This is a genomic window from Vreelandella venusta (assembly GCF_007989605.1).
Taxonomy (GTDB): Bacteria; Pseudomonadota; Gammaproteobacteria; order Pseudomonadales; family Halomonadaceae; genus Vreelandella; species Vreelandella venusta.
Genome location: NZ_BJUL01000001.1, coordinates 405,853 through 432,338 on the forward strand (window position 1 = coordinate 405,853; position 26,486 = coordinate 432,338).

A 26,486-nucleotide genomic window follows, 5' to 3' on the forward strand; every position below is an offset into this window, starting at 1 on the left:
TATGAATAAAATAAGAGGTTTAATAGAAAAGCTGCAGATTCATAGCACACAAAGTCAGCTACCAGGAAGTCCTACCAGCATAGAAAAGCCTTTCGAAGAAACTGAAATCAATCAGTTGTTGGGGCATGCATCTATTCTATCCCTCTCTGAAGAGGCTGAAGATAAAATTCTTACATATGAAATTATTACAAGGCTTCTAGAGGTAAGGTCAGGTGATGACTCCAGACTATTAAATTCCGCAGAAGTCATAATGTCTAGGCTGGGTAATTTTCCAGGTCGGAAACTTTTAAGAGAACGTTTCAATTTTTCAGGTGAAAAAATACCAAGTTTTTTGAAGTTGGAGTGTTTAAGTAGGGAGGTGGAGAATTCTGTTTTTATTGACGAGGAGTCAATACAGCTCACTGATTTTCAATATAACTTCTATAGTTCTCTTCAAGAAGAAAAGGCTTTAAGTGTTTCTGCTCCAACATCAGCAGGAAAGTCTTTTGTACTCGGGCTAAATCTCATAAGAAAATTGAGGGAGAAGGATGGTCAATGTATAGTCTATATAGTGCCGACCAGAGCATTGATTGCTGAGGTCTCTAGCAGGGTTAGAGATTCACTGAGACAATACAAGCTTGATGATATAATCATAAGAACAGCCCCATTTGCAATTTCTAAAGAAAAATCTCAGAACGGTGTTGTTTATGTTCTAACTCAAGAACGTCTAATGAATTATTTAAGTGATACTACAGATGAAATGCCTATCATTACATCCTTAATAGTTGATGAGGCTCATGAGATTCAAAATGGTAAGCGAGGTATGCTCTTACAGAGTGCTATTGATTATCTTTTGAAAAAATATCCTAGGACAGAAGTTTTATTTGCTAGCCCACTTATCAAAAATCCAGGATATTTCTTTAATGTTTTCAATATATCAGATAACGGAAAGTTTTTCACTGAAACGATATCTCCGGTGTCTCAGAATATAATTCTTGCATCAGATGTTGTCGGAAAAACAAAAGAAATAAATTTCCAGTTGTTGAGTGACAGAAAAAGAATACCACTTGGAAATAGGACTGTCGACTTCAAGTTCAGAGGTAAAAAGTCCATTCAAAAAGCTAACTTGGCATCTGAGATTTCAAAGAATGATGAATCTGTTATAATTTTCGCAAACGGCCCATCTGATGCTGAGTCAGTAGCAAAAGAAATCAGCGAAACTATAAAAAATTACGTGCCAAGTCCAGACATAAAGCTATTCATTGATTTTATAAGAAAAGAGATTCACCCTGATTATCCTTTAATAGAGTGCTTGGAATCTGGCGTGGGTTTTCACTATGGAAAAATGCCTTCTATAGTTAGGTCTGGCATAGAAACTCTTTTTAAGAATGATGAGATAAAATATATTTGTTGTACTAGCACGCTTTTGCAAGGGGTAAATCTGCCTGCTAAGCATATAATAATCGAGAACCCTAAGTCTGGCGACAGTCCAATGACACGATCAGATTTTTTAAACCTTTCTGGACGTGCTGGTAGGCTGCTAAAAGAGTTTCACGGTAACATTTGGTGTATAAGACCATCAACATGGGATGATAGTTCTTATGAAGGTGATAATTTACAAGAGATATCCTCTGCAATAAGCTCAGTTATGACCGATGGTGGGTCACTAATCCAAAATCTTCTTTCTGAGAATGTCGGGTCTGGAAAGACTATTGATGAAGCAGAGATGGCATTTAGTAAACTATACCAAGACTATCATTACTCAGAAAATCATTCTTCTATTGAAGTCTATAGAACAGATGAAAACTCTGAAAATCTTGATAGAACTATATCGGCGATCTCTCAAGTGATTGTTGACCTGCCTTCAGATATTATTGAAAAAAATAGTGGAATAAGGCCTGATTACTTGCAGAGATTGTATAGCTTCTTATCAATGAAAGAACATATTGAAGATTATCTACTTATTAGCCCATATGCAGCGGGGGCTAAAAGAAAGATGGAAAATGTCATTGATGCTTTTATCGATTGCTTTGAGTGGGATTTATCCGAAAGCTATAGAAATCTAATTAGCCACTTAGCATATAATTGGATATGGGGTAAATCCTTAGGTGAGCTTCTTGAAAAACGTGTTAGCTTTGTTAGGGGAAGGCAACCAAGCAAAAAAGCCTCAACAATAATTAGAGATTACTTAAATGTTTTGGAACACGATATAAGATTCAAGATGGTTAAATATTTCTCTGCATACAATGATATCTTAAGAGTTGTTTTGACACACAATGGAATCGATGTCGAAGAAATTGAACTGGAATCATATCATATATATTTAGAATTTGGCTCATGCAAAAAGGAAGCTCTAAATATTATGGCTATGGGCCTTTCCAGGTTTACTGCACTTCACCTTTCAAACGTTTCCGACGCCATTCCCGAATCATCAGGTATTGATGAATACTTTAATAAAATCAAGGCAATGGATGTTATAAATCTAAAAATACCTAGTTTATGCAAACAAGAAATTCTAAAAATGCAAGGCAAGAGTGTGCGGTTAGCCGCTGCTAACAAGTAAATCCAGGCGACGCCTACGGCGCATCTGATTTAGGTGTTATATCAGAAGCTAATAAAAAGCAGCTCCTGGCCGAAGACCGACATTAACAGCACCACTAATGTCGGTTTTGATTATAACCTTCTACATCCCACTAACCCTCATCACCTCCCTGACCACCGCCTCATTCAACACCCCGCGTTTGGCTTCCACTAGTGTGAGCCAGTCGCGGGCGCGGGTGATGCCGGTGTAGACCAGCTCGCGGGTGAGAATCGGGTTGATGGTGGGCGGTAGCAGCAGGGCGGTGTGCAGGAACTCCGAGCCTTGGGATTTGTGTACCGTCATCGCGAATACGGTTTCCACCGCGTGTAGGCGGGAGGGCAGCACCCAGCGGATGGGGGTATCGGCATCGCTCGTGGCACTTGATGAAGGAAAGGCAACTCTCAACAGCTTTTGTTGCGGATTGCGGGGATCCGGTACCGCCAGGGTGATGCCGATATCGCCGTTCATTAGTTTTAGGCCGTAGTCGTTTTGGGTGACCAGCACCGGGCGGCCTTCATACCAGCCTTTTTCCAACGTGTAATCACTGCCAAACAGCAGCTTTTCGCTGCGCAGGGTTTTGGAGATATGCAGGTTTAGGCCTTCTACCCCCCAGGGGCCTTTGCGCAGCGCGCATAGCAGTTGGAAGTGGCTGTAGGCACTTAGCACCTCGCTTGCCCAGGCGTTATAGGCCGCTGGGTTGTCCTCAAACGATTCCCCACGCGGGCGCTGTGCGTTTAGCACCTTTAGGTAGTGGCGATAGCCAGTGGGCGGGGCGATGGGTTCATGTTTGTGGTTAGTGCGGCCTTCACCGCTATTGAGAAACTTGTCCGCGCTGCCGTGAATGACCAGCTTATCCAGCGCGGTGTCCTCTGCAAGCGTTAGGTGGTGTAAGTCTGGGTAGCCGTGGCGCAGCACGGCGTTAACGGCCTGCTGTTTTTCCCGGGCAGTTTGGGCATGGCTGGGCTGGTTAATCGACTGGGCTAACTGGCCGATGCCGCTGTGTTCGTTAAAGCGGTGGCTTACCCGCAGCATGGTAATGGCTTGGTCGAGCGGCTGGCCGTCAGCATCCAGGTACTCTGGTGGCAGCGGCTGGCCGGTGGCGCTTTCCAGCCATTGGGCGGTTGCTGGGGTGTAGTGGGCGGCTTCGGCACGGCGGCATAAATCGCCAAGTACCGAGCCAGCTTCTACCGAGGCTAGCTGGTCTTTGTCCCCCAGCAGCACGCACTGGGCATTGGCGGGCAGGGCGCTTAGCACGGCGGCCATCATTTCGATATCCACCATCGAAGCTTCGTCGATCACCAGTACATCCAGCGCTAGCGGGTTGGCGGCGCTGTGGCGGAAGTGGCGGGTGTCGGGGCGGGCGCCCAGCAGGCGGTGCAGGGTCGTCACTTCGGTAGGAATCGCTATGAGCGGTTGGTCGCTTGCCTGGTTTTCGCTTATAAGGCCATTCGTTAAGAGTTTTTCTAACTCTGCCAAGGGCAAACTGCTTACCTGACCGGCGATGGACTCATTCAGGCGGGCGGCGGCTTTGCCGGTGGGGGCGGCTAGGCGAATGCGCAGCGGCTGGCTGGGTGAGTGGGCCAGTTGCAGCGTTTGTAGCAGGGCGAGCAGGCGCACCACGGTGGTGGTTTTGCCGGTGCCAGGGCCGCCGGTAATAATGCCGAAGCGGCTGCGGGCGGCTAGCGCACAGGCGGTTTTTTGCCAGTCGAGGCCATCGCTTGGCTTGAACAAAACGTTCAGCGCCTGGGGGAGAAGATCGAAGGGGCTGTCGTCACCCGTCGCTGCTAACCGTGTGGCGATTTGCTGATGTAGGGTTTGCTCGTATTGCCAGTAGCGGCGTAGGTAGAGCCGCGTGTGGCTCTTATCACCAGCGCCTGAGTGAGTCGTTACTACCACCAGCGGTGTATTGCCAGGGCCTTCGCTGGTGAGCAGTGGGTGATGCAGCGCAGCTTGCCATTCGCTTAACGTGAGCGTTGCCAGCACGTCGCTGGGTAGCGGTGGCGGGTCGCTTAAATCATCCCCTTCGGGCGGTAGCGAAAGGGCGAAATCCGGTGCGTTAAGCGTGGCGTTTAAATCCAGGCACACATGGCCTCGGCCTAGTTGATGGCTGGCCAGGGCAGCGGCTAACAGCAGCAGTGCGGGGGCATCCGCTGCTTCTGTTGCTAGAAAGCGCACCAGGGCGCGGTCTAAATCGCGCAGCCAGCCTCTTGCTACCCAGCGTTCGCATAGGGTTAGTAATTCAGCGGTATCGCTTAACGCAGGGTGAGCGCTCATTGGCGTGGAAGCTGTGGTGGGCTGGGCATCCTGTGTTTCAACGGCATCGCCAAACAGGTCGAAGGTGTGGGTGTCTTTGGGCTTACTCATACCGTCGCTTCCTGTGCGGGGCTTGAAAACGATGCGCCTGCAAACAGGCTATCCAGTGCTTCGATCAGTTCAACCGGGGCTGGCTCGGAAAATACCCCGCGCCCTGGGCTGCGATTGCCACGTAGAAATACCGTCATTGAACCGCCCAAGTGCTGGTGCGGGTCGTAGTCGGGCAGGCGCGCTTTTAGCAGCCGATGCATAGCCAGCAGGTAAAGCGCGGCCTGGAGATCGTAGCGCTTGGCCAGCAGCGCATGGCGCAGGGCTTCCGGTTCGTAATCGCTGTCATTCGGCCCTAGATAGTTCGATTTCCAGTCCAGTACGTAAAAGCGCCCTTGGTGCTCGAAGGCTAAATCAATAAAGCCTTTGAGCATGCCGTTTAGGGTGTCGGTGTCCAGCGCTGGGCGCTCAACCCCTGGCAGTAAGTGCTTGCTTACCAGCGCATCAATTGCTTGGGTGTTGACCCGTTGGGCGGCCAGCCAGAACTCTAGCTCCACTTGGTAGCTGGTGAGTTCGGTGAGCGCGACGCTTTGCTGGTTTGGCGCGGCCAGCGGTAACGGCGTGGTGAGCAGCGCTGAAAGCCAGCCAGCCAGCGGTTCCTGCCATGCTTGCCAGCCGCGCAGCTGTACGCGCCGCCATAGCATGTCGTTGAGTGAATCTTGATCGTTAGCAGCGGCTGCAAAGCCTTGTCTGCCTGCCCATTCCAATAGCCCGTGCAGGAAAGTGCCCGGCCCTGGCCCTCTAGGAAATTTATGCAGATGAAATGTTTCCTGCTGGGCCAACTGGGATAGTTCCTGCGGCTCATCCAATACTTCAAACGCGGTGGCTTCCTGGGCGGTGGTCGGCTCCAGTGGCGTGGCCGTGGGGGCGATGAGCGTGCCGGAAAGGCGCAGCGCCGAGTAGCTGGCAATCCACCAGTGTTCCTTGGCTGGGCGCGTGGGTGTGCGGGCGTGGCCAAGTGCGGCGCTTTGTTCAGAGAGAGTAAAGCGCTGGGCAGTGGGCGCCGGTGGCTCGCTGATAGCAATCTCACTGCCGTGTGCCAGCGCTTCCAGCGCGCTGGTTAGTTCGGCCGGTGTCAGCGCTTTTCCGCCGCTAATCAGGTAGCCGAGGGCGCTATTTTCCAACCCTTGCAGCGGGGCTAGCCCCAGCCAAGTCGCGTGGCGGGCGCGGGTCAATGCCACATAAAGCTTGCGCAGGTCTTCCCCAAGGCGTTCACGGTCGGCGGTGGCCAGGGTTTCTTCATCGGCGCTTAGGCTGAGCTGCAGGTTGCCTTGGGCGTCGTGCCAGCGCAGCGGTATGTCTTTATCGCTCACCGGGCGATGGTTGGCGATAAACGGCAGGAATACCAACGGGTACTCAAGCCCTTTGGATTTGTGGATGGTGACCACTTTGACCAAATCCGCATCGCTTTCCAGGCGCAGTTTGTGGCTGTCGCCATGGCTTTCCGGGTCGGCAATGGCTTCATACAGAAAGCGAATCAGCGCGTGTTCGCCATCCAGTTCAGCGCTGGCTTGCTGCAGCAATTCGCCTAAGTGCAGCAGGTCGGTGAGCAAGCGCTCACCCTCTTCGAATTCCCCCAGTAGGCGGGCGGGAATATCGAAATCCACCATCATACGGCGTACCAGCGGTAGCACACCTTGGCGCTGCCATAGGCGATGATAGTGGCTGAATTGCTCCACCCGCGCTTCCCAGGCCAGCTCGTTTTGTTGCAGGTGATCAAGGTCGGCCAAACTGAGCCCCAGCACGGGCGTCGCCAAAGCGGCGCGCAGATGGGCTTCGGCTTGGCGGGAGCTAGCCAGTGGCTCGGCGCAGGCGCGCAGCCAGCGTTCTACCTGCTGGGCCATGGGCGAGCTAAATACTTTATCGTGGTCGGAAAGGTAAACACTCTTCACCCCTCGGCTGGCCAGCGCTAAGCGAATGGCGCGGGCTTCCTGCAGGCCGTTGACCAGCACTGCCATATCGGAAGGTTTTAGCGGGCTTAGCTCATCGCCTTTCTGAAAACCGCTTTGGCCTTGTTTATTGCCACTTTGCGCTGCCGCGAGCAGTTCCACCATATAAGAGGCGCAGCGTTCGGCCATCTCGGTTTGGTAAGCGGTTTTGGAAAGAGGTTCTTCGCTTGTTAACGGCCACAGCGTCATGGCGGGCAGCGGCTGGCCTTGGTGTATCAGCTGTTCGTCGCGGCCTTTGGCATCTACCGATAAGAACGGCAGCGGGTTTTCGCCGCCTGATTGGCGAAATAGAAACGCCCCAGCCGGATGCTGATCGGCGTAGTGGAAGCAGTGATTGACGGCTTCCACCATGGCGCGGCTGGAACGGAAGTTGGTGCCCAGCGTGACGTGGCGGCCTGCTGTGTCTTGGCGGGCTTGCAGATAGGTGAAAATATCCGCACCGCGAAAGGCGTAGATGGCCTGCTTGGGGTCACCGATCAGTAGCATAGCGGCGTCGCGGCGGGGGTTGGCGACATCATAGACCGCGTTAAAAATGCGGTACTGAATCGGGTCGGTATCTTGGAACTCGTCAATCAGCGCGACGGGAAACTGGCGCAGAATCTGCGCGGCCAGGGCGTCTTTGTTGGGGCCTTGCAGGGCGCGGTCTAAATGGGTGAGCAGATCATTGGGGCCCATTTCAGCGCGGCGTTCTTGCTCGTGCTCCATACGCACTTTGCACCACTGCACGGCGTGAATCAGTAGGTCGTTGCGCGGTTCGGGCAAGGCGTTGAGAGCGGCGGGCATTTCCGCCAGCGCTTCCCAGGCGGCCGGGCAGGGGGGCGCGCCGTCTTTCCATATCTCGGCCATACCGTCTGGGGTCAGGCGTTTCCAGGCGGCGGGTGTCAACGCGGGGCGCTCAAGGTCGCTCTCGCACCACTCACGCAGTGCGCCCAGCCAGTTGGCGCGGCTGTTGGCGTTGAGGCTTTTGCCGTTGAAGGCTTTACGTTTGGCGGCCTCTTCCAGTGCGGGCACCAGTTCATCTAGCCAAGCGGGCCAGGGGGCTTTTAGTGTGCTAAGCGTGGCGCTGCGTTCGGCTTCGGCAGCGCTTAATGTGTCGGCTGGCGCGGGGCGCTGGCTGCCCAGAGCGTCGCTTTCGTGGAGCAGCTTGCGCACATCTTCGTGGAGTTTATCCGGCGATTTCCAGTAGCGGGTAATGCTGCCCAGGGCGTCGGCATCCAGCGGGTAGTAGAAGGTGCGCCAGTAGTCGCGCACCACTTCTTGCTCCAGTTCGCGCTGGTCGTTTTCCAGGTTGAGCGAGAACAGGCTGCCGCTATCGAAGGCGTGTTCGCGCAGCATGCGGTAGCACCAGCTGTGGATGGTGGAAACCGCGGCTTCGTCCATCCATTCGGCGGCTAGCTCCAGACGGCGGGCGCAGGCGGGCCAAGTTGCCTCTGCGTATTGCTCGCGGAGTTGGAGGAGCAACGGGTCGTCCGAAGGCTCGGAAGCAGGCCACTCCGAGGGCGCTGTGAACCCATCCCTGGGCGCTACTTTTTCCATCCCTGGAAAAAGACCCTCTCCGTGACCTGCTTCCTTCGCGTCCTGTGCCTTTCTAAACACCGCTGCAGCTTCCACTAGCCGGTGGCGGATACGTTCGCGCAGTTCCTGGGTGGCGGCGTTGGTGAAGGTAACGACCAGAATTTCCGGCGGGGTGAGCGGGCGCACAAAGGCACTGTCGTCTTCGCTGTGCTGCCCGCCCAGTACCAAGCGTACGTAGAGCAGCGCAATGGTGAAGGTTTTGCCCGTGCCCGCGCTGGCTTCAATCAGGCGGCTGCCGTGAAGCGGTAGCGTAAGTGGGTTAAGCGGGGCGGGCTGACTCATCACGGGTCTCCGAAAGTAAAGCGCCCCAGCGCGGGGCCAAGACTGTATGAGTGCCCCGCCACCTGATAATCTTGTCGCCAAGCCACTCTTAGGACGCTTAGTTTACGCTACCAGCGGCTTCGGTTCACTTACACGTAGGGATCTCATGCTGACCTCGCTTCTGGATAATGACTTCTACAAAATCACGATGCAGAACGCCGTGATCAAACGCTTTCCCTATGCACATGCACGCTACGCATTTATCAATCGTGGCCAGCACGCGTTTCCTGAAGGCTTTGGTACTGCGCTCCGCCACGAGGTCGATAAAATGGCGGCGCTTCGCCTGAGCGATCAGGAAAAGCGCTACCTGGAAGTTACTTGCCCTTATCTTGACCCGACCTATCTCGATTTTCTGGCCGGCTTTCGTTACGAACCCTCTGAGGTAATCATCGAGCAGCAGGGCAGTGAGCTGTCGGTGGTTATCGAGGGGCCTTGGTACCGCACTATTTTATGGGAAGTGCCGCTGATGGCGTTGATCAGCGAACTTTGGTATCGGCTACGTGGCGTCTCGGTGACCCATGATGACGATGCCTTGATCGAGCAACGCACCCAGGAAAAGATTGAGCTTTATCGCCGCTTAGGGCTGAAAATTGCCGAGTTCGGCACGCGTCGCCGTTTCTCATTTGAGGTTCATGATCGAGTGGTGGAAGCGCTGCGCCACTATGGTGGTGAAGCCTTCAGCGGCACTAGCAATGTACTGTTGGCTATGCGTCACGATGTGAAGCCGATAGGCACCCACGCCCACGAGTGGTTTATGTTCCATGGTGCTCGCTTTGGCTTCAAAATGGCTAACAGTCTTGCCCTTGAGCATTGGGTGGATGTGTATCGTGGCGATTTGGGAATTGCCCTAACCGACACCTTTACATCGTCCGCTTTCTTCGACAGCTTCGATAAAAAGTTTGCCAAGCTGTTCGACGGCGTACGCCATGATAGCGGTGACCCGATTGAGTTTGCCTCCCAAACCATCGCGCACTATGAACGCTTGGGAATTAATCCACTTAGTAAAACGATCATTTTTTCGGATGCCTTAACGCCGGAAAAAGTCGAGCGCATTCAAGCGTTTTGTCAGGAACGGATTGGGATGGCGTTTGGTATCGGCACCAACTTCACTAATGATGTCGGCGCTGAGCCGATGAATATGGTGATCAAAATGGTCGAGGCGCGCCCCGAAGGACAGGGCTGGCTGCCGGTGATCAAGCTCTCCGATGTGCCGGATAAGCATACCGGCGACCCGGAGATGATTTCGTTAGCAAAACGGATACTCTCGTTAAGCGAGACGAGTATTTAAGCTGGTTTTATGCTGGCCTAAAGAACCCGCATCACTAGGACGCCTGCCACCCATAGGCCAGCGCCAAAACTGGCGTGCGCGAAAAGACTACGCAGCCTGGCAATGGTTGGCTGCGGCGTCTTGCGGGCGGCAACCCCTGCGCCCATACCAGGCTGCAGGATTAGAAACGGCGCAATTACCGTGATCACACCGAAGCCTAACGCAGGTATAAATGTGGGGCGTGCCAGCCAGTTTGGCCCAACCAGCACTAAAAATATGATCGCGAAAGCGATGCCAATCAGGTAGTGTGCCAGCCATCCTAGCGCCATTTCTGCCTGAATCGGGGCGCTTTCACCAATCGGCCGGTGGATGAACCTGCCCTTCGGCAAATGCCCTAGCCAACGTCCGACCATAGCGTAATTCAGCGAAGGAATACCCAGCAGCCGCTTCTGCAGCAGCGCGACTATGTCCATAAAAGCAGTTGCTCCCAGGCCGAGCAGTAGCGCATCGGTCAGCAGCCCACTCATTGCTGCGCTCCTGGCATTTTTACCCCGGTCGTGTCTGTGCTTGTTATCTTTGCTCTTGTTAACGGTTTAGCAATGGCGTATGGGCGGCTGTGCGTATTCAAAACAGGCATGCTTGTTAGACTCCTGACAGTGTGGATAGACGTGTGGCTAGAAGTGTGGGTGGATACGTAAGGGAGAAGCGTTGTAGCCTATTACTTCAAGTCAACTTTAAGTCAAGTGCCATGCTCGATATTTCCGAACTGTCTCGAAAAAGCGGTATTCCTGCCTCGAAATTGCGCTATTACGAGGAAGTTGGCCTGATTAGGTCGGTGGGGCGCAATGGTCTGCGGCGGGTTTTCGAGACCAGCGTTTTAACACGCTTGTCGCTGATTGCGTTGGGGCAGGTCGCGGGGTTTTCACTGGCCGAGATGCGCGACATGCTTGGCACGCAACGGCAGCCGGAAATCGACCGTGAAGCGGTGAGTGCTAAGGCGGATCTTCTGGATCGTCACATTAACGAACTGACAGCCCTTCGTGACGGTTTGCGTCATGTGGCGACCTGCACCGCGCCGAGCCATCTGGAGTGCCCAACGTTTCAACGTCTTATGCGCATCGCATTGGCTCGCCAGACTGGGCGAAGGCCCGAGCAGAAAAAACGCCTTACGCAGAAAAGCAGCCGTGCCAAGCAGAAAGGGAGTAAACCCTGATCATCACATGGACACGGTTGAGCCTGAATAGAGGCTAGACGAGGCGCTTAACGCACTACGATGCCGCTTTCTTGGCGTTATCTTTGTTCGCATCATCTTTCTTCGCGTTATCTTTCTTCGCATTACCTTTCACAGCGTAAAACAGCGGGGCGTACAGCGCTTCTGTGAGTTCGGCAAAGGTGTGCTTTTCGTTGGCGGTGCGGTCGAAAAACAGCCGCTCGAAGCGGGGCCATTGGTGGCCGAGATAAGGGCTCTGGTCGGCTTCGCCGGTGGTTTTAAATCCGCTCTCATAGACTTTTTCGGCTGCGGCGTAGGCGTCGCTTTCCCTGCCTTTCTCAATCGCAATGTCAGGTGTACCCAGTTTTGTCAGCCAAGCAAAGGCGGCCTGGGGGGCTAGCGGAAGCGGTACTTCCAGGCCGTGTTGCCAGGCGCTTAGCTGAGTTTCCAGGTGGGCGTGGGCGGTGTCGGCAGCGATAGGCTCCAGAGTGATATTGCCGGCCTTGGAAAGTAACTGGGTGGTCATCGGACCGCTGAGATTGCCAGCCAGATGGGCAACCCAGTGGCGTAGCAGCAGATGCCACTGGTACTTGCTGTTCTTGATCAGGCTACTGCTGAGTAATAGCAGGCGGCAGCGGTTGCCCACGTCATCCTGGCGTAGCTCGCCCAGCCAGTCTTCCAACGTAATTCCGTTACTCCCTGCTAGGTGAATGGCTGCTGGGTCATCTAGCGCAATCGGCCAAGCGTCCAGGGCTTCTTCGTAGTCGCTGAACAGGGCTTCCATGGGTTCTGCTAAGGCATCGCGCATACGCTCGCCAAAGGCACCCATGGCCAATACGCCTTGGCCCTGAAAACGCTCAAGGGCTGCGTGCAGTGCTTCAATGCGTGGCTCGCCGCGGTCAATGGCGTGGCGCTGGGCGGCGATCAGTTGGTCTTGCAACTGCCAGTTTTGCAGGCCATCCAGGGCGAACGGCTCTTCGTCCAGTTCGGCAATTGCTTCTTGCTCGAAATACACCCCCAGCCGGGTATTGAAAAAGGCGCGTACCGGCTCGCGCAGGAATTGGCCCAACTGGCCAAGCGTCAGGTTGGTGGGGATGTTTTCCGGTGGGGAAAGTGTCGGATGGGCAGCTTGAGGCGTGCGCGGTGCGTGTACCTCGCGCCATTCATGTGCATAGGTAAACAGTCGCGAGACTTGCGGGTTGCTAGCAAAATAAGCGCGGCTAAACGGCTGCAGCGGGTGCTCGGTAGTTAGCGCTTCCAGCAGCGGCGTGCCGTTCTCGATCTGCCAGCCTGCTTCCAGGTGGTCACGCAGTTGGCCGACCAGTACCGAAGGCGGTAGCGGTGTGTTATCGATTTGGCTTCTGCCGACCCAGCTTATGTAGAGCTGGTCGCGGGCGGAGAGCAGCGCTTCCAAAAACAGGTAGCGGTCGTCTTCCCTGCGGGAGCGGTCACCGGGGCGGTAGTCACTGCCCATCAAATCAAAATCTAGCGGTGGTTGAGAGCGGGGGTACTCACCGTCGTTCATGCCCAGCAGACACACGCGCTTAAACGGAATGGCGCGCATGGGCATTAGCGTGGCGAAGTTGACCGCACCGGCTAGAAAGCGTTGGGAAAGGCTGTGTTCATCAATCTGTGCCAGCCAGTGTTCGCGCACCATGGAGAGAGGCAGCGGTTCGGTTAACTGGGCTTCCTCGCTGCTTTCCAGCATTTGCTGCAAACCGTTTTCCAGCTTGGTGAGCATTACGCTTTCTTGGGCGTCGTCGGTCAGAAAGAAGGTTTCCAGCAGCGTGCGTAGTCGCGCTACCCAGTTGGCCGCATCGGTGGGCTGGCAGAAGGTTTCCCAGGTCTCTTCGAGCTTTTCCAACAAGGTGGCTAACGGCCCGGCAAGGCCCGCTTCCAGCCCGCCGATATCGTCAAACGGCTCGATTCCTTGCCAAGCGTGGCCTTCACCCACGGTGTAGCCCAGCAGCAAGCGGCGCAGGCCAAACGCCCAGGTGTTTTGGCTTAACCCGCCGGGTAGCTCAAGCGTCTGGCGCTGCTTGGCATTCAGCCCCCAACGAATGCCTGCACCCTCCATCCAGCGCTCGAGTACCGGTAGGTCGCGCTCTTCCAGCCCAAAGCGCTGGCGCAGAGCGGGTACATCGAGCAGATCCAGTAAGTCGCTGACCGAAAGGCGCAGTTCAGGTAGGCGCAGCAGCTTTTCCAGGGCAATCATTAGTGGCAGGCGGTGGCGGCTGGCTTGGTCGGAAAGCGTATAGGGAATATGCCGTGGGTCGTCGTTTGGTAGTTGGCCAAATACTGCGGCAATATGCGGCGCGTAGCGGTCGATATCTGGCACCATGACGATAATATCCCGCGGGCGCAGGTCGGGGTCGGCGCTAAAGGCGGCCAGCAACTGGTCGTGAAGAATCTCAACTTCCCGCTGGGGGCCATGGGCAATATGAAACACCATGGAATCATCTGCCGAGCTTAGCGCGGGCCAGTGGGTTTGAGTTTCCGCCACGGGGCGCAGCTCGCGAATATCATCTTGCAGTTGGCTGAGCAGGCAGTCGCGATCAACGCCGTTAAACGGCTCGAACATATCGATCCGCAGCGCTTGCTGCTCAAACAGGGTTTGGTAGTTGCCCGAATCGTCGTGTTCATCCAGCAGGCGCAGGTAGTCGCGGCCCTGCTTGCCCCAAGCGGCGAGTAGCGGCTGGGCGTGAAGGTGCAGGGCATCGTCGGCGTCGCCGGTGCCCAATACATCTAGCGCTTCGGGCATACCGGTTTTGCGCCGCTGGCGGTAGCGGTTGGCGCGCAGTAAATCTTTGTGCTCGATGATATCTGCCCAGTAGAACTGGCAGGGGTTGTGCACACACAGCACGATTTGGCAGCAGCGAGAGAGTGCCGCCAGGGCTTCCAGGGTTTGTTGGGGCAGCGATGAAATACCAAAAATAATCAGCCGCCGAGGCAAACCGCGCGGGCAGGGCTGGCCTTCCAATTGTTCAGTCGCTTTCAAAAAGCGCCGATGCACCTGGGCACGGCTACTGTTGATGCCTGCATCGCCTTGGCTGGCGGCGACATCTTCGCGCAGAATGCGCCATAGCGCGGGCTGCCAGCGCTGGTGCTCTTCCAGCGGGCGGGGTTCGCCCCGAGCAGTAATCAGCACGTCATCACCGTTGGCCCAGGCATCCAGCCAGTCGGCGCGGTAGACCTGATACTGGTCGAACAAATCCGCCAGCCGCTCGGCCAGTTGGTAGTGCTTGCGCTGGTCGCGGTCGACTTCCAAGAACTGCGCCAGCGGCGCGAACACTTCCTGCCCCGCTAGCGTGGGCAGCAGGCGTAGCAGCCGCCATACCAAGCGCGATTTATCAAACGGCGAGGTTTCAGGCACCGCGTCGCCATCTTGATCAACGTGGGTGAGCACCGTGCGGTAGGCCTGCCATAGAAACCGCGCGGGCAGCATGACATCCAGCGCGGCGGCGATGCCTGCGCCGCCATTCTCTGGGTCTTCCGCCAACGCTAACTTTAACCACTGCCCAATGCCGTTGCTCTGCACCAGAATGGTCTCGTTTTCCAACGGTCCCAACGGGTGCAAGCGCATCCACTGCACCGCCAGCCCGCGCAAGTCTTCCAGGCGGTTAGCGTGCACCACCATAAAGCCAGGGGTAAGCGACGTTGGCGAGAATGGCGTTGGTGAGCAGTGTGAATTGGCAGACATGCGGTGGTGTTCCTTCACGGCATTAGGCATTGGGAATAGCGCGTAGCGCTATGGTGCCATAAGTTAAAGGAACCCGCGTGCATCAGAGCTAGGAACTTTTACAGAAGTTTGGTTATCATAAAAGATAACTTAACCGGAGCTTGGCTATGGAATGGCAGGTTAGTTTTTATCCCGGCGTAGAGAAAGAGATTCTCGGCATGCCGCCAAAAATACAAGCTAGAATGCTCCGGTTACTGGAAATGGTAGAGGAGCATGGCGCGAACTTAGGGCCACCGCATACAGAGTCGATGGGCGATGGTCTTTTCGAGATCAGAGCAAAAGCAAAAGAGGGCATCGGGCGTTCTTTGTTTTGCTATGTGCATGGACGACAGGTCGTGATTCTTTATGCATTTGTCAAAAAGAGCCAAAAAACGCCTCGTCAGGCGTTGATGTTGGCTCGATCAAGACAGCGCGAGGTGCAGTCGTGATTAACTTAAAAGCATTGAAAGAGCAGGCGCTTCAAAACCCTGATGTGAAAGCAGAGTATGAGCGTTTGGCGCCAGAGTTTGAGCTGGCGGCAACGCTTATTTCTATGCGTCAGCGTGCTGGCTTAACTCAGGAAGAGTTAGCCAAGCGCTTGCATACCCAGAAAAGTAACATCAGTAGGTTAGAGCGTGGAGATAGCAATCCCGGCTGGAAAACGCTGCAACGTTATGCGGATGCCTGCGGATTTGAGCTGTCTGTTCAGGCTCAGCGGCATAAAACCGCTATTTAACGTAAATAGTACGCTATAAGTGAGCCACTTGGGTTTGTCATCTTTGCTTGCGTGAACGCCATGGCATCGCCAAGCTATGTGGATACCGTGCGTAACGCGATGTGAGTCAAGCAAAGAGGAATTCCCCATGACCGAGCCGACTAATAATACCCGCCGCCATTCAGCCCAGGTGGTGGATGGCCCTGGCAAGGCGGCCAGCCGCGCAATGCTGCGGGCGGTGGGGTTTAACGACGATGATTTTACCAAGCCTCAGGTGGGCGTTGCCTCTACCTGGAGTATGGTGACCCCGTGCAATAGCCACATTGGTGAGTTGGCAGAGTTCGCCCGTGACGGTGCCGATGCGGCGGGTGGTAAAGGGGTAATCTTTAATACCATCACTATTTCCGATGGCATTGCTAACGGCACCGAAGGCATGAAGTACTCGCTGGTTTCCCGCGAGGTGATTGCCGATTCCATTGAAACCGTGGCGGGCTGTGAAGGCTTTGATGGGCTGGTGGCGATTGGCGGTTGCGATAAAAATATGCCGGGTTGCGTGATGGGCTTGGCACGGCTGAATCGTCCCAGCGTGTTTGTGTATGGCGGCACCATTATGCCCGGTAAAGGCCATACCGATATCGTGTCGGTGTTTGAGGCGATGGGCGCCCACTCCCGCGGTGATATTGACCTGATCGAGCTTAAAAATATCGAAGAAACCGCGATTCCTGGCCCGGGCTCCTGTGGCGGTATGTACACCGCTAATACGATGGCATCTGCCATTGAAGCATTGGGTATGAGCCTTCCAGGTAGCTCGGCGCAGAACGCCATTTCCCAAGACAAGCGCGATGACTGTAAAGCGGCAGGCGAGGCCGTGCTGGCACTGCTGGCCAGTGACATCAAGCCTTCTGACATCATGACCCGCGAAGCGTTTGAGAATGCGATTACCGTGGTGATTGCACTGGGCGGTTCTACCAATGCTGTGCTGCATTTGATTGGCATGGCGCGCACCATTGGCGTGGAACTAACCCTTGCCGACTTCACCGAGATCGGCAAGCGCGTGCCGGTAGTCGCTGATCTGCGCCCCAGCGGCCACTATATGATGAGCGAGCTGGTGGCGATTGGTGGCATTCAGCCGCTAATGAAAATTCTGCTGGATGCTGGGTTGCTGCACGGCGACTGCTTAACAGTGACCGGTAAAACGCTGGCCGAAAACCTGGAAGAGGTTGAGCCTTACCCCATGGATCAACAGATTATTGCGCCGTTGGGTAACCCGCTTAAAGCCGAAAGCCATCTGCGCATTCTGTTTGGCAACCTGGCGCCGGAAGGTGCAGTGGCCAAAATTACCGGTAAGGAAGGTACGCGCTTTAGCGGTTCGGCGCGGGTGTTTGGCTCTGAAGAAGAGGCCCAGGCGCGCATTAATGACGGTACCGTAGTAGCGGGCGATGTGGTGGTGATTCGTTATGAAGGGCCAAAAGGTGGCCCCGGCATGCGCGAAATGCTTACGCCAACGTCTGCGATTATGGGGCGTGGCCTGGGTAATGATGTGGCGTTGATTACCGATGGGCGTTTCTCCGGCGGCAGCCATGGCTTTGTGGTTGGCCACGTCTCACCGGAAGCCTTCGATGGCGGCCCGCTGGCGCTGGTGCAGGATGGCGATGCCATCACTATTGATGCCGAAGCCGACACCATTGAAGTGGACATCAGCGATGAAGAGATGATGCGCCGCCGCGCCGCCTGGCAGCAGCCAGAACCGCGTTATCGCAAAGGCGTGCTGGCGAAGTATGCCAAGTTGGTCAGTTCTGCCAGTACCGGTGCGGTAACCGATTAACCGGCATATCAATACGTGAAGGTGCCTGGATCAGCCCGCGGGTGCCTCACTCGCTCGTGCCTCGCGAGATTCGTTACCACGCGCTACTTAATTCATTGAATAAGCAGATTTTGTAGCGCGGTGTAAGCGTCAGCGCACCCACGTTGATGAAGCCCCAGCGGATAATCGTGCACACTGTCATCACTGTGTCAGCTTTAAACGGTAGGTTAGGCCTTTTGTCCACATGGGGAAGCTTACGCTATGGCTGAAAAGCACCATCTGAACGGGCGGGTAAGCGAGGTGTTTTGGGCGTTTTTAGCCTTGGGATTGACCTCGTTTGGCGGGCCGGTGGCTCACCTGGGCTATTTTCGTACGGCTTTTGTGGAGCGCCGACAGTGGTTAAGCGAAAGCGCCTACGCGGATCTTGTGGCGCTGTGCCAATTTTTGCCGGGGCCTGCCAGTAGCCAAGTGGGCTTTGCCTTGGGATTAATGCGCGCCGGGCCTTGGGGGGCGGCCATGGCATGGCTGGCATTCACGCTGCCTTCCGCCATAGTACTGGTGCTGTTCGCGTTTGGCGCGGCGGTACTGGATGGCCCGATTGCCAGCGGCATCATTCATGGCTTAAAAGTTGTCGCGGTAGCCATTGTGGCCCACGCGGTGTGGGGCATGGCGCGTAACCTTTGCCCTGATAAAACCCGGGTGGGAATTGCGCTGGCGGCGGTGTTTGTAGTCGTTATGGTCAGTGGGCCGCTGGGGCAGGTCGCTGCGATTGTGCTAGGCGGTATCGCCGGGTTGGCACTATGCCGCAGTATTGCCGCGGTTACGCCCAGTGAGCCACTGCAGTTTCCAGTCTCTCGCCGTGCAGGCACGATGGCGTTGGGGCTATTCGCTGTGCTGCTGATAGTACTACCGCTAATGGCAGGCAGCGCTGGGTGGCTAACAGTGGCCGATGCGTTTTATCGCTCTGGCGCATTGGTATTTGGCGGCGGGCATGTGGTGCTGCCGCTGCTGGAAGCGGAAGTGGTGCAATCCGGCTGGATTACCGCAGATGAGTTTTTGGCAGGCTATGGGGCTGCCCAGGCGGTGCCAGGGCCGTTATTCACCTTTGCTGCTTACTTGGGCGCGCTGTTGCCCGGTATCAATAGCGTGGTTGGTGCGCTGCTGGCGCTATTGGCGATCTTTATTCCTGGCTTTTTACTGTTGGTGGGCGTGTTGCCCTTTTGGAATCATTTTCGCCGTTGGCAGAGCGCCAAGGCGTTGATGCGCGGTGCTAACGCGGCAGTGGTGGGTATTTTAGGCGCGGCGCTTTATCAGCCGGTATGGACCAGCGCGATTATCGGGCCGTATGAATTTGTTTTGGCGCTGACGGGCTTTTTACTGCTGACCGCCTGGAAGCTACCGGCGTGGATTGTGGTGATCGTCATCGCCTTGGGTGGGGTAGTGATCACGCTGTAGCATCACTACCCCAGCCGGTTTATACGCGGCTTACTCTTACCGGAAGACCTTGGCGCACACTGGCGCCGCTAATCGGTTCAAGCCAGGTGCCGCCGACCTCTCGCGTAGGGTCTTGAAAGCCTAGGTCGTTGATGTTGATACCGGCGCGCATCCAGGGCATATCTGGCTGGGATTGACCGTCAATGATGTGTGGCGTGGCACCTAAGTCTTTATGCCCGTAGCCGTGCTCAATGCCTAATGCACCTGGCACAACGCTTTCGCTCACCAGCGCAAGCCCCACTATGCTTCCGCCTGGGCTTTCAATGCGGATAGTGTCGCCATGCTGGATGCCGAAGCGCTCGGCATCTTGGCGGTGCATTTGTACCGGGTTATACGGCTTGATCATTCTTAGCCGCTCGTTACCAATGGCGTAAGAGTTCATCAGGTTGGACTTGAACGAAAACGCCAGCAGCGGCCACTCTTCTTCTGAAAACACCTCACGCATGGGCTGCTTGTTGGCGAGCTGTGGCAACTTGTGACAGGGCACGCCGCTATTGGGTAACCCGTTAGTAGTATCAATGCTGGTGCCCACCGCTTCGTTATACACACATAGCGTTTTTTGCCACTGATGTTTCAGGTGCTCGCCGACAAAGTGTTCGCTTGCCTCTTCGAAACGCCCACCCCGAGCGTAAAGGTAGGCAACGCGGCCGCGCTCATCGGCTTTCAGTGTACGCTCGATTTTAGGCAGCAGCGGGGTAATGCCGCCATGAGTAATGTCCGCGGCGTTCGCTTCGGGCAGTGGTTCATCTTGAAAGGCAATATTGGCGGCCGCCCGTAGGTAATAGTCTTCAGCGCGGTTGAGCGGATGGAGATTGCCGTCGGCATCGGGAATGGCGTTGTCGCCGAAGCCTGGCAGTCCTAGCCGTTTAGCAACCGCGATAAAGAAGCTGTCCATAGAAACCGGCTCGCCTTCGGCGGTTTTTTGCTGGCGGGGCTCAACGACTGGCCAGCAAGCGGTGGAGAGTTTGCCCAGCGTGCCTTTCCAGGAGCCTGCAAAGCCCCAGACTTCGTACATCACCGAATCAGGCACAATGTAGTCGGCATAGCGATTGGTTTCATTGATAAACCCATCGATGGCAACAAAGAGGCCCAACCGTTTGGGGTCTTTCAGCTTATCGACAATTACTCCTTTCAGGCCCGCTTGACCATAAATTGGATTAGCCATACAGCCAATCACCGCTTTGATCGGGTAGGGGTAGCCATCCAGTGCGGAAGGTAAGTGCTCGGTGAGCGTTGGCGGTGCCAGTGAACGCCAGGGTGCCTTCGCGGGATAGGGGTTTTCGCCTGTCGCGAGCTTGCGCTGGTACTCCGATGATTTCTCATAGGGAAAACGTGAGCGGGAGAGGAACACGCCTTGGGGCCCGCGTTTGCCTGGGAAGTTGGCGAGGTCGTAGCGGGGGCCTTCGCCGGTGCCGTTATAGGTTCCACCGCCCACGGCGCTGCCACCTTTCATATTGTAGTTGCCAGCCAACAGGTTAAGCATTTGCACGCCAAACGCGGCGTAAAAGCCATTGCCTGACATCATGCCGCCGTGGCAGTTAACGGCGGCTTTCCTGCCATGGCTAGCATAACGTTGAGCCAGCTCGATGATCGTTGTTTTGGCAATGCCGCAATGTTCAGCGTAGGTGTCTAGGTCGTACTGATTGGCGGATTCGCGCAGCAGCGCTAGGCTGGTTTTGACGGTGACGGTGGTGCCATCCGCCAGGGTGACTGGGCGTTCGGCAAACAGGTCGGCGGTCATTACCTGTTCGCTCAGTGCCAAGTCGCCCTCTGACACCACGACGGGGATGTCGGCATCGCTACCTGGCTCGGCAAAACCAAGGTCGCTGGCGCGCAAAAAGTAGCCTCGGCGCGGATGCTCGAAGGTATCAATCACTAAATGGGTGGCATTGGAGTGGGTGGTTTCCCCCGCTGCATCGGCGGCGGCTTGACCGGGTAGTTCAAGAAATTCCTTGGCATAACCGTCGTTATCCAGTAGCCACTGAATAATCGCCATGGCAAAGGCGCTATCGGTGCCAGGACGGATCGGCACCCAGCGGTTGTTGTCGGCGGCATGGGAAGTCGCAGCGTTCAACGCGGGGTCCACCACCACATATTCCAGCGTGCCGGCGGCGCGTGCCTGTGCAAGCAAGCGGCCTTGGCGTTTAAATGGGTTACCTGCCTGGCTGGGGGCGCAGCCGATATACATGATAAAGCGTGCGTTCTGGATATCTGGCTTTACGTGAGCGTTCGTGACGATGTTATTCATCACTGCTCCAGACCCCATGCGGAACGCTAGGCCACAGTAAGCGCCATGATGGCCATAGTTGCGGGTCGCAAAAGCGTTCAAGGTGAAGCGTTTAAGTAAATCCGAGCGTCCGTAGTCAGTGGCTTCCATGACCATCAACTGATTAGCTTTTGGGCCGTACTCAGGGTTGTCGGGGTCAATCAGCGTATCGTGGTCGCGAATGTCACGCAGGCCGTCTACCTTTCCTTCACCGAACAGATCGCCTCCTTCGCAAATTTCCTCGATAAGTTGCTCAAACGATATTTTTTGCCACTCGCGACTGCCTCGTTCACCGACCCGTTTAAGGCAGTGATCAATACGGAACGGGTTGGTGATCTGGCTCATCATTGCGTTGCCACGGGCGCACGCGGTGGAGCGGTTAACTTGCCCGTGTTCTTGGTAAGCACTCACGCTGCGCAATGCATCCTCCACCGGTGTGCGCATTGGCAAATGGTCATCGGCAGAAAGCGGATGATAGGGGTTGCCAGCTACTCGTAGCACTTCGCCGCGCGTGTCATCGACTCGCACGCGCACTCCACACTGGGTGGTGCAGCCGTAGCAAATAGTAAAAGCCACCCGTTGATCGGGGGTGAGCGTTAGTTCGCCGGTCGCTAAATCGACACGATATTCAGGCATCAGCGAATTGCCATGAATATTATGCTGCGGTTTTTCACCTGCGCTGCCGGTAATGCCTTTGGCCATTTTAGCCAGCGGGTCGGCGTAGCCCACGGCAAAGGTAGCGGCACCGCCAGCGGCAGCGGCACCTTTTAGAAAGCGACGGCGTGAGGGATCTTGAGCGGACTTAGCCATGACTAGGCGCTCCTTTGTTAGCAGTGAGTGGGGCGCGAGATGCATCTTGGGCGTTACCTGGTAGCTGGCTACCTTGTTGAGCCTGTCGCCATGGAATAAATAGCTCGATCAATAAAATGGCTGCCAGCCAAAGCCCGAAAGTGCCGACAATGCCTAAAATGCCGGAAGAGCCAGCAGGGATACCGTAGTGATGGAAACCTGCGCTGTTACGAGCCACATGTTGAACATCCATCAGCACTACCCAGCGGAACATCCAGCCCATGTGGATAGCCACTAGCCCTAGCAACCATGCCCAGGCAAACAGTGCTGGCTGGCGCTGAGCCGAACGCGTTAACAGAAATACCACGCTGGCAAATAGGGCTACGCCGGTAAGGCCACCCCAAAGTGCGGTGTTGCGCCAAGAGGGGCTGAAACGGACAGACTCCAGTGCCGCCGCCACTGAGCCAACGTGGGCATTCAAGCCGTCTAACAGCCAGCTGAGCGCGATAAGTCCCGCTAGCGCACAGAATACTAGCAAGACATAAAGTATCTGCCGGGTAACGGCGGGCGCGCAGAGTCCGCTCACGCGGTTGAGAACCAGTATTAACCCCGCGGCGGCAATAAATCCGCTCGCTACCAGCATGGGCGGTAGCCAAATGGTGTTCCATAACGGGCGGGCTTTGACGATAGCTAACTCCGCTCCGGTGTAGAGCATAATGCCGCTTGAGAGTACCAGGGCGGCTAATCCCACCAGAGCCACCAGCGCTTTGGGTGTCGCACCACTGCCCATGCTCAGCCACTTGGCGATCAACCCGCTCAGCCCCGCTGCCTGTTGCCGGGCCTGCAGCGCGGGTCGCCAAGCCAGCCAGGCGAAGCCTAAAACGCTGGCCAGATACAGCGGCAGCACCACACTGCCAATCGACATCCACGAATGCGTATTGGCGTAGGCGTAGAAATGCCAAAAGCGCAGTGGCTGATGTAGATCTGCCAATAAGGCCACCGGCGCGACTAACGTTGTGCTGACGCAGGCGATCATTGCCAGACGTGCTGTAGGCAACCAGGATTGCTTGCCAAACACCAGTGCGGGCGCTGCCAGCCAAAGGCAGGCGTAGGAGACCGCAATCATAAAAAAGTACTGCACTGCCCAGGGATACCAGGCGATGTCATAGCGTGGGGCGAGTAGTTCAATGGTGGAATTCATAGCCCATCTCCTGGCCGTGTGGGTCGAGCACTTCAAGCGCCACGGGTTCTGCCACGGGGCGCGTAGTGAATCGTTCGTCCATACCTAAATAGAACACTTGGGGAAGGGTGTTTTTTTCTGGCTGAAGCACCATGAGCGCGTCGCGATGCTCGTTGATCAGACGGCTGATTTGGCTGTCTGGATTGCGCATATCGCCAATAATGCGGGCACCACCCACACAGCTTTCAACGCAGGCAGGCAGTAGCCCCGCTTCTAAACGGTGAGCACAGAAGGTGCATTTGTCGGCAGTTTGAGTGCGTTCGTTAATAAAACGGGCATCGTAGGGGCAGGCGTTGACGCAGTAAGCACAGCCGACGCAGCGGTCACTATCGACGACAACGATGCCATCCTGCTGTTGATAGGTCGCCTCAACGGGACAAACCGGCACACAGGGCGGATTTTCGCAGTGGTTGCATAGCCGCGGCAGCATAAACGTTGCCAGTTCACCACTTTCTTGGTGTTGCACTTCGTATTGAGAGACAGTGGTTCGAAACTGGCCAAGCGGTGCAGCATTCTCGATATGGCACGACACCGTGCAGGCTTGGCAGCCGATGCATTGGCGAAGGTCGATTAGCATGCCGTAGCGTTTGCTAGGGTCGCCCTCGCGGCGGGCAGGCTGCTGATTAATGCCAGCTTGAGCAAGACTGGATAGCGGCACTAGCGCCGCGCCCGCGCTTAGTCGGGCCAATTGGCCTAGCAACGACCGACGAACGGCGTCCATAACGCCTCCTTAGCTGATAAAGATGTTGCTGATAGAAACAAGCCGTTGTTTCACAGCGAGTGATCTGGATACGCTAAGGTTACGCCTTTGGTATTATAAAAAATTGATACGTGTCAATGGGTTAGCGAGAGTTTCTTAATGCTCCCTTAATCCTGGAACGCTAATTAGCTGTTTTGAAACAAAAACAGGCCTGCCCAGCGGGCAAGCCTGTTAGCAAACAAAGGGGATGAATGATTACGTTAGGTAGCAACTATTGCTATGGCGTCTCCAGCTCTAACGTGCGACGCAAGACATTGAGTTCATCAATATCTAGGTGCTCTAGCCTTCCGGCGAGCAGGTCGCTGATCTTTTGTACTGGAAGCCCCGCCCGGCGGGCTATTTCGCGGCTTCCCAGATCTGATACGGCGATCAGGCGGGTAATGATACGCATAAGGCGCGTACGTTTTTCTAAATCCCTGACATCGAGGTCAGGGCTGCTTCGCGGAGGATCTAGCGTTTCTGCGTGAGCAGTTGAGTATGCCGTACTCATGGGACTCCATCAGTCTGAAATGACAAACACACAATGCCGCCAAGTCGCGCGCTTTTCAATGCTACTTTGATTAAAATTTCGATCTATTTACAAACGCGCTCTAAGCGACTAGCTCTGGTAGACTATGCGCCTTCTAATTTCCTGGTGAGCCGCTTGCGGCACACGGCACATTAAACGCTTGATTGCTTTAGTAGGCCCTTTGGCCGAGGAGTTTTTGCATGTCGAACAGCGCACCCAAAGTGGGCGTGATCATGGGGTCGAAATCTGATTGGCCCGTCATGGAACACGCGGTGGCGATGTTAGAGCGGCTGGGCGTCCCTTATGAGACCCGCGTCGTCTCCGCTCATCGTACCCCTGACTTGTTGTTTGACTATGCTAAAAGTGCCGCTGAACGTGGCTTGCAAGTAATTGTGGCGGGAGCGGGCGGTGCTGCCCATTTGCCCGGCATGGTGGCTTCCCAAACGGCGTTGCCAGTGCTGGGCGTGCCAGTGGAATCCAAAGCGCTTAAAGGCTTGGATTCATTGCTTTCAATTGCGCAGATGCCCGGTGGCATCGCTGTTGGCACACTGGCGATTGGTAAAGCAGGCGCGACCAATGCAGGCTTGTTGGCAGCACAGATTGTCGGTTTGCATGACACCAGCGTGCGTGAAGCGGTTGAGGCTTTCCGCGCTGAGCAAACCCAAATGGTGCTGGATAACCCAGACCCTCGCCCCGATGCGGAAGCGAATTAAGGAATCCTGGCCATGAATTCTGGTATCTCGAAAAGCTCTGGTAGTTCGAAAAGTGCTGGTAGTTCGAAAAGCGCTGGCATCGCTAAGAACATTGGTGTGCTCGGTGCAGGCCAGCTTGGTCGTATGCTGGCATTGGCTGGCTATCCGCTAGGTAACCGCTTCACCTTTTTAGACACGACCGGCAACCCGAGTGCGGGCATTGGCGACGTTGTTATCGATCCCAATAACCAGCATTTGGCAGAGTTTCTCGATAAGGTCGATGTAGTAACCTATGAGTTTGAGCATCTGCCCGTAGCGCTGGTTGAGCAAATTGAACAGCACAAACCCGTTTACCCAGGAAGCCGGGCGATTGCCGTTTGCCAAAACCGTGTTGAAGAGAAAGCTCTATTTGATCGCTTGGGTATTCCGACACCTGCCTACCGCGTCGTTGAAAGTGCCGAACAGCTTGAAGCGGCAGCCAATGAGCTGGGCTGCCCGGTGGTCGCCAAATCAGTGACAGAGGGGTATGACGGTAAAGGGCAAGCGGTGCTGAAAGCGCCGGAGCAGGCTGAAGAGGCATGGAAGAGCATTGGTCATCGCCAACTGATCGTAGAAGCGTTTGTTGATTTTGTACGGGAAGTCTCGATGATTGCCGTGCGCGGTCGTGATGGGGATGTGGTGTTTTATCCCATGGCGGAAAATCAACATGTAGATGGCATTTTGCGCTATTCCGTTGCGCCGCTGCCGGATTTAGCTACCAGCGTTCAAGAGACAGCCGATAGCTACATTCGCATGCTGTTGGATGAGCTGGATTACGTGGGCGTTATGGCGTTGGAACTGTTCCAAACGCGTGATGGCAGCCTATTGGCTAATGAGATGGCTCCACGCGTGCATAATTCTGGCCATTGGACCATGGATGGTGCGGTCACTAGCCAGTTTGAAAACCATCTGCGCGCTGTGCAGGGCCTACCGCTCGGCAGCACCCAGGCTATTGCGCCTACTTGCATGGTGAATGTCATTGGCCAGGAAGGTGACAATGCCGCGCTGCTGGCGATTGGCAATACTCATCTGCATCGCTATGACAAGGAAGAGCGGGCAGGGCGCAAGCTGGCACATGTCAATGTCGTCGCTGACACGCATGCCGAGCTGCTTGAAAAAGTGCGTGCTTGTCAGGCATTGCTTCCTGATGCACCGCCGGTGGCGTGGAGTTTCGAACGCTCACTGTAACGTTGATGGATTATCACTACGAAGCCGCCT

Annotated in this window: 17 protein-coding genes; 9 read left to right on the forward strand and 8 right to left on the reverse strand. The window is 55.4% G+C overall.

Annotation, left to right across the window (positions count from 1 at the left end; genetic code table 11):
• Nucleotide 1 precedes the first annotated feature (1 nt).
• Nucleotides 2–2,542 (forward strand): DEAD/DEAH box helicase, encoded by a 2,541-nt coding sequence (locus HVE01_RS01945; RefSeq protein WP_146942156.1) that lies wholly within the window; start codon nucleotides 2–4, stop codon nucleotides 2,540–2,542.
• Between the two features lie 120 nt (nucleotides 2,543–2,662).
• Here HVE01_RS01945 and recD read toward each other — a convergent pair whose 3' ends face one another.
• Together recD and recB are read right to left on the reverse strand one after the other, a co-directional pair.
• Complete coding sequence (gene recD, locus HVE01_RS01950; protein ID WP_146942089.1) at nucleotides 2,663–4,924, reverse strand: exodeoxyribonuclease V subunit alpha; 2,262 nt, start codon at nucleotides 4,922–4,924, stop codon at nucleotides 2,663–2,665.
• Complete coding sequence (recB, locus tag HVE01_RS01955; protein WP_146942091.1) at nucleotides 4,921–8,727, reverse strand: exodeoxyribonuclease V subunit beta; 3,807 nt, start codon at nucleotides 8,725–8,727, stop codon at nucleotides 4,921–4,923. The genes recD and recB overlap by 4 nt, the downstream gene beginning before the upstream one ends.
• A 145-nt stretch (nucleotides 8,728–8,872) precedes the next feature.
• Between recB and pncB the strand changes: the two genes are divergently transcribed.
• The gene (gene pncB / locus HVE01_RS01960) at nucleotides 8,873–10,054 is read left to right on the forward strand and encodes a nicotinate phosphoribosyltransferase (RefSeq protein WP_089039424.1); all 1,182 of its coding nucleotides are present in this window, start codon (nucleotides 8,873–8,875) and stop codon (nucleotides 10,052–10,054) included.
• A 17-nt stretch (nucleotides 10,055–10,071) separates the two neighbouring features.
• Here pncB and HVE01_RS01965 read toward each other — a convergent pair whose 3' ends face one another.
• Entirely contained in the window at nucleotides 10,072–10,560 is a 489-nt protein-coding gene (locus tag HVE01_RS01965; RefSeq protein ID WP_125750290.1) for a DUF2938 domain-containing protein, read from the reverse strand.
• Between the two features lie 221 nt (nucleotides 10,561–10,781).
• Here HVE01_RS01965 and HVE01_RS01970 point away from each other — a divergent pair, with 221 nt between their 5' ends.
• Nucleotides 10,782–11,246 carry a helix-turn-helix domain-containing protein gene (locus tag HVE01_RS01970; RefSeq protein ID WP_125750287.1) on the forward strand — a complete coding sequence of 155 codons (465 nt, stop codon included), beginning with the start codon at nucleotides 10,782–10,784 and terminating at the stop codon, nucleotides 11,244–11,246.
• 55 nt (nucleotides 11,247–11,301) lie between these two features.
• Here the strand turns inward: HVE01_RS01970 and recC are convergent, their stop codons facing one another.
• The gene (gene recC / locus HVE01_RS01975; RefSeq protein ID WP_146942093.1) at nucleotides 11,302–14,943 is read right to left on the reverse strand and encodes an exodeoxyribonuclease V subunit gamma; all 3,642 of its coding nucleotides are present in this window, start codon (nucleotides 14,941–14,943) and stop codon (nucleotides 11,302–11,304) included.
• Between the two features lie 146 nt (nucleotides 14,944–15,089).
• Between recC and HVE01_RS01980 the strand changes: the two genes are divergently transcribed.
• The 4 genes from HVE01_RS01980 to chrA all read left to right on the forward strand — a co-directional run bounded on the left by HVE01_RS01980 (nucleotide 15,090) and on the right by chrA (nucleotide 18,935).
• On the forward strand, nucleotides 15,090–15,410 hold the full coding sequence (locus tag HVE01_RS01980) for a type II toxin-antitoxin system RelE/ParE family toxin (RefSeq protein WP_038477087.1): 321 nt from the start codon (nucleotides 15,090–15,092) through the stop codon (nucleotides 15,408–15,410).
• Nucleotides 15,407–15,697: a helix-turn-helix domain-containing protein gene (locus HVE01_RS01985; RefSeq protein ID WP_241006732.1), complete on the forward strand. Its 291-nt coding sequence runs from the start codon at nucleotides 15,407–15,409 to the stop codon at nucleotides 15,695–15,697. Before HVE01_RS01980 ends, HVE01_RS01985 begins: the two co-directional genes overlap by 4 nt.
• A 127-nt stretch (nucleotides 15,698–15,824) precedes the next feature.
• Nucleotides 15,825–17,501 (forward strand): dihydroxy-acid dehydratase, encoded by a 1,677-nt coding sequence (ilvD, locus tag HVE01_RS01990; protein WP_120386581.1) that lies wholly within the window; start codon nucleotides 15,825–15,827, stop codon nucleotides 17,499–17,501.
• 240 nt (nucleotides 17,502–17,741) lie between these two features.
• Nucleotides 17,742–18,935 carry a chromate efflux transporter gene (gene chrA, locus HVE01_RS01995; RefSeq protein WP_146942095.1) on the forward strand — a complete coding sequence of 398 codons (1,194 nt, stop codon included), beginning with the start codon at nucleotides 17,742–17,744 and terminating at the stop codon, nucleotides 18,933–18,935.
• Nucleotides 18,936–18,954: 19 nt separating this feature from the next.
• Here chrA and HVE01_RS02000 read toward each other — a convergent pair whose 3' ends face one another.
• The 4 genes from HVE01_RS02000 to HVE01_RS02015 form a co-directional block, all read right to left on the reverse strand.
• A complete protein-coding gene (locus HVE01_RS02000; protein ID WP_146942097.1) occupies nucleotides 18,955–22,050 on the reverse strand; it encodes a molybdopterin dinucleotide binding domain-containing protein in 3,096 nt (1,031 codons plus the stop codon).
• Nucleotides 22,043–23,230, reverse strand: a complete 1,188-nt coding sequence (nrfD, locus tag HVE01_RS02005) for an NrfD/PsrC family molybdoenzyme membrane anchor subunit (RefSeq protein ID WP_146942099.1) — start codon at nucleotides 23,228–23,230, stop codon at nucleotides 22,043–22,045. The genes HVE01_RS02000 and nrfD overlap by 8 nt, the downstream gene beginning before the upstream one ends.
• On the reverse strand, nucleotides 23,214–23,990 hold the full coding sequence (gene dsrO / locus HVE01_RS02010) for a sulfate reduction electron transfer complex DsrMKJOP subunit DsrO (protein WP_125750271.1): 777 nt from the start codon (nucleotides 23,988–23,990) through the stop codon (nucleotides 23,214–23,216). The genes nrfD and dsrO overlap by 17 nt, the downstream gene beginning before the upstream one ends.
• A gap of 256 nt (nucleotides 23,991–24,246) precedes the next feature.
• Nucleotides 24,247–24,519, reverse strand: a complete 273-nt coding sequence (locus HVE01_RS02015) for an XRE family transcriptional regulator (protein ID WP_089039409.1) — start codon at nucleotides 24,517–24,519, stop codon at nucleotides 24,247–24,249.
• Nucleotides 24,520–24,737: 218 nt separating this feature from the next.
• Between HVE01_RS02015 and purE the strand changes: the two genes are divergently transcribed.
• Complete coding sequence (purE, locus tag HVE01_RS02020) at nucleotides 24,738–25,250, forward strand: 5-(carboxyamino)imidazole ribonucleotide mutase (RefSeq protein ID WP_125750268.1); 513 nt, start codon at nucleotides 24,738–24,740, stop codon at nucleotides 25,248–25,250.
• 12 nt (nucleotides 25,251–25,262) lie between these two features.
• Nucleotides 25,263–26,456, forward strand: coding sequence for a 5-(carboxyamino)imidazole ribonucleotide synthase (locus HVE01_RS02025; RefSeq protein ID WP_146942101.1), 1,194 nt, complete (start codon nucleotides 25,263–25,265; stop codon nucleotides 26,454–26,456).
• Nucleotides 26,457–26,486: the final 30 nt, after the last annotated feature.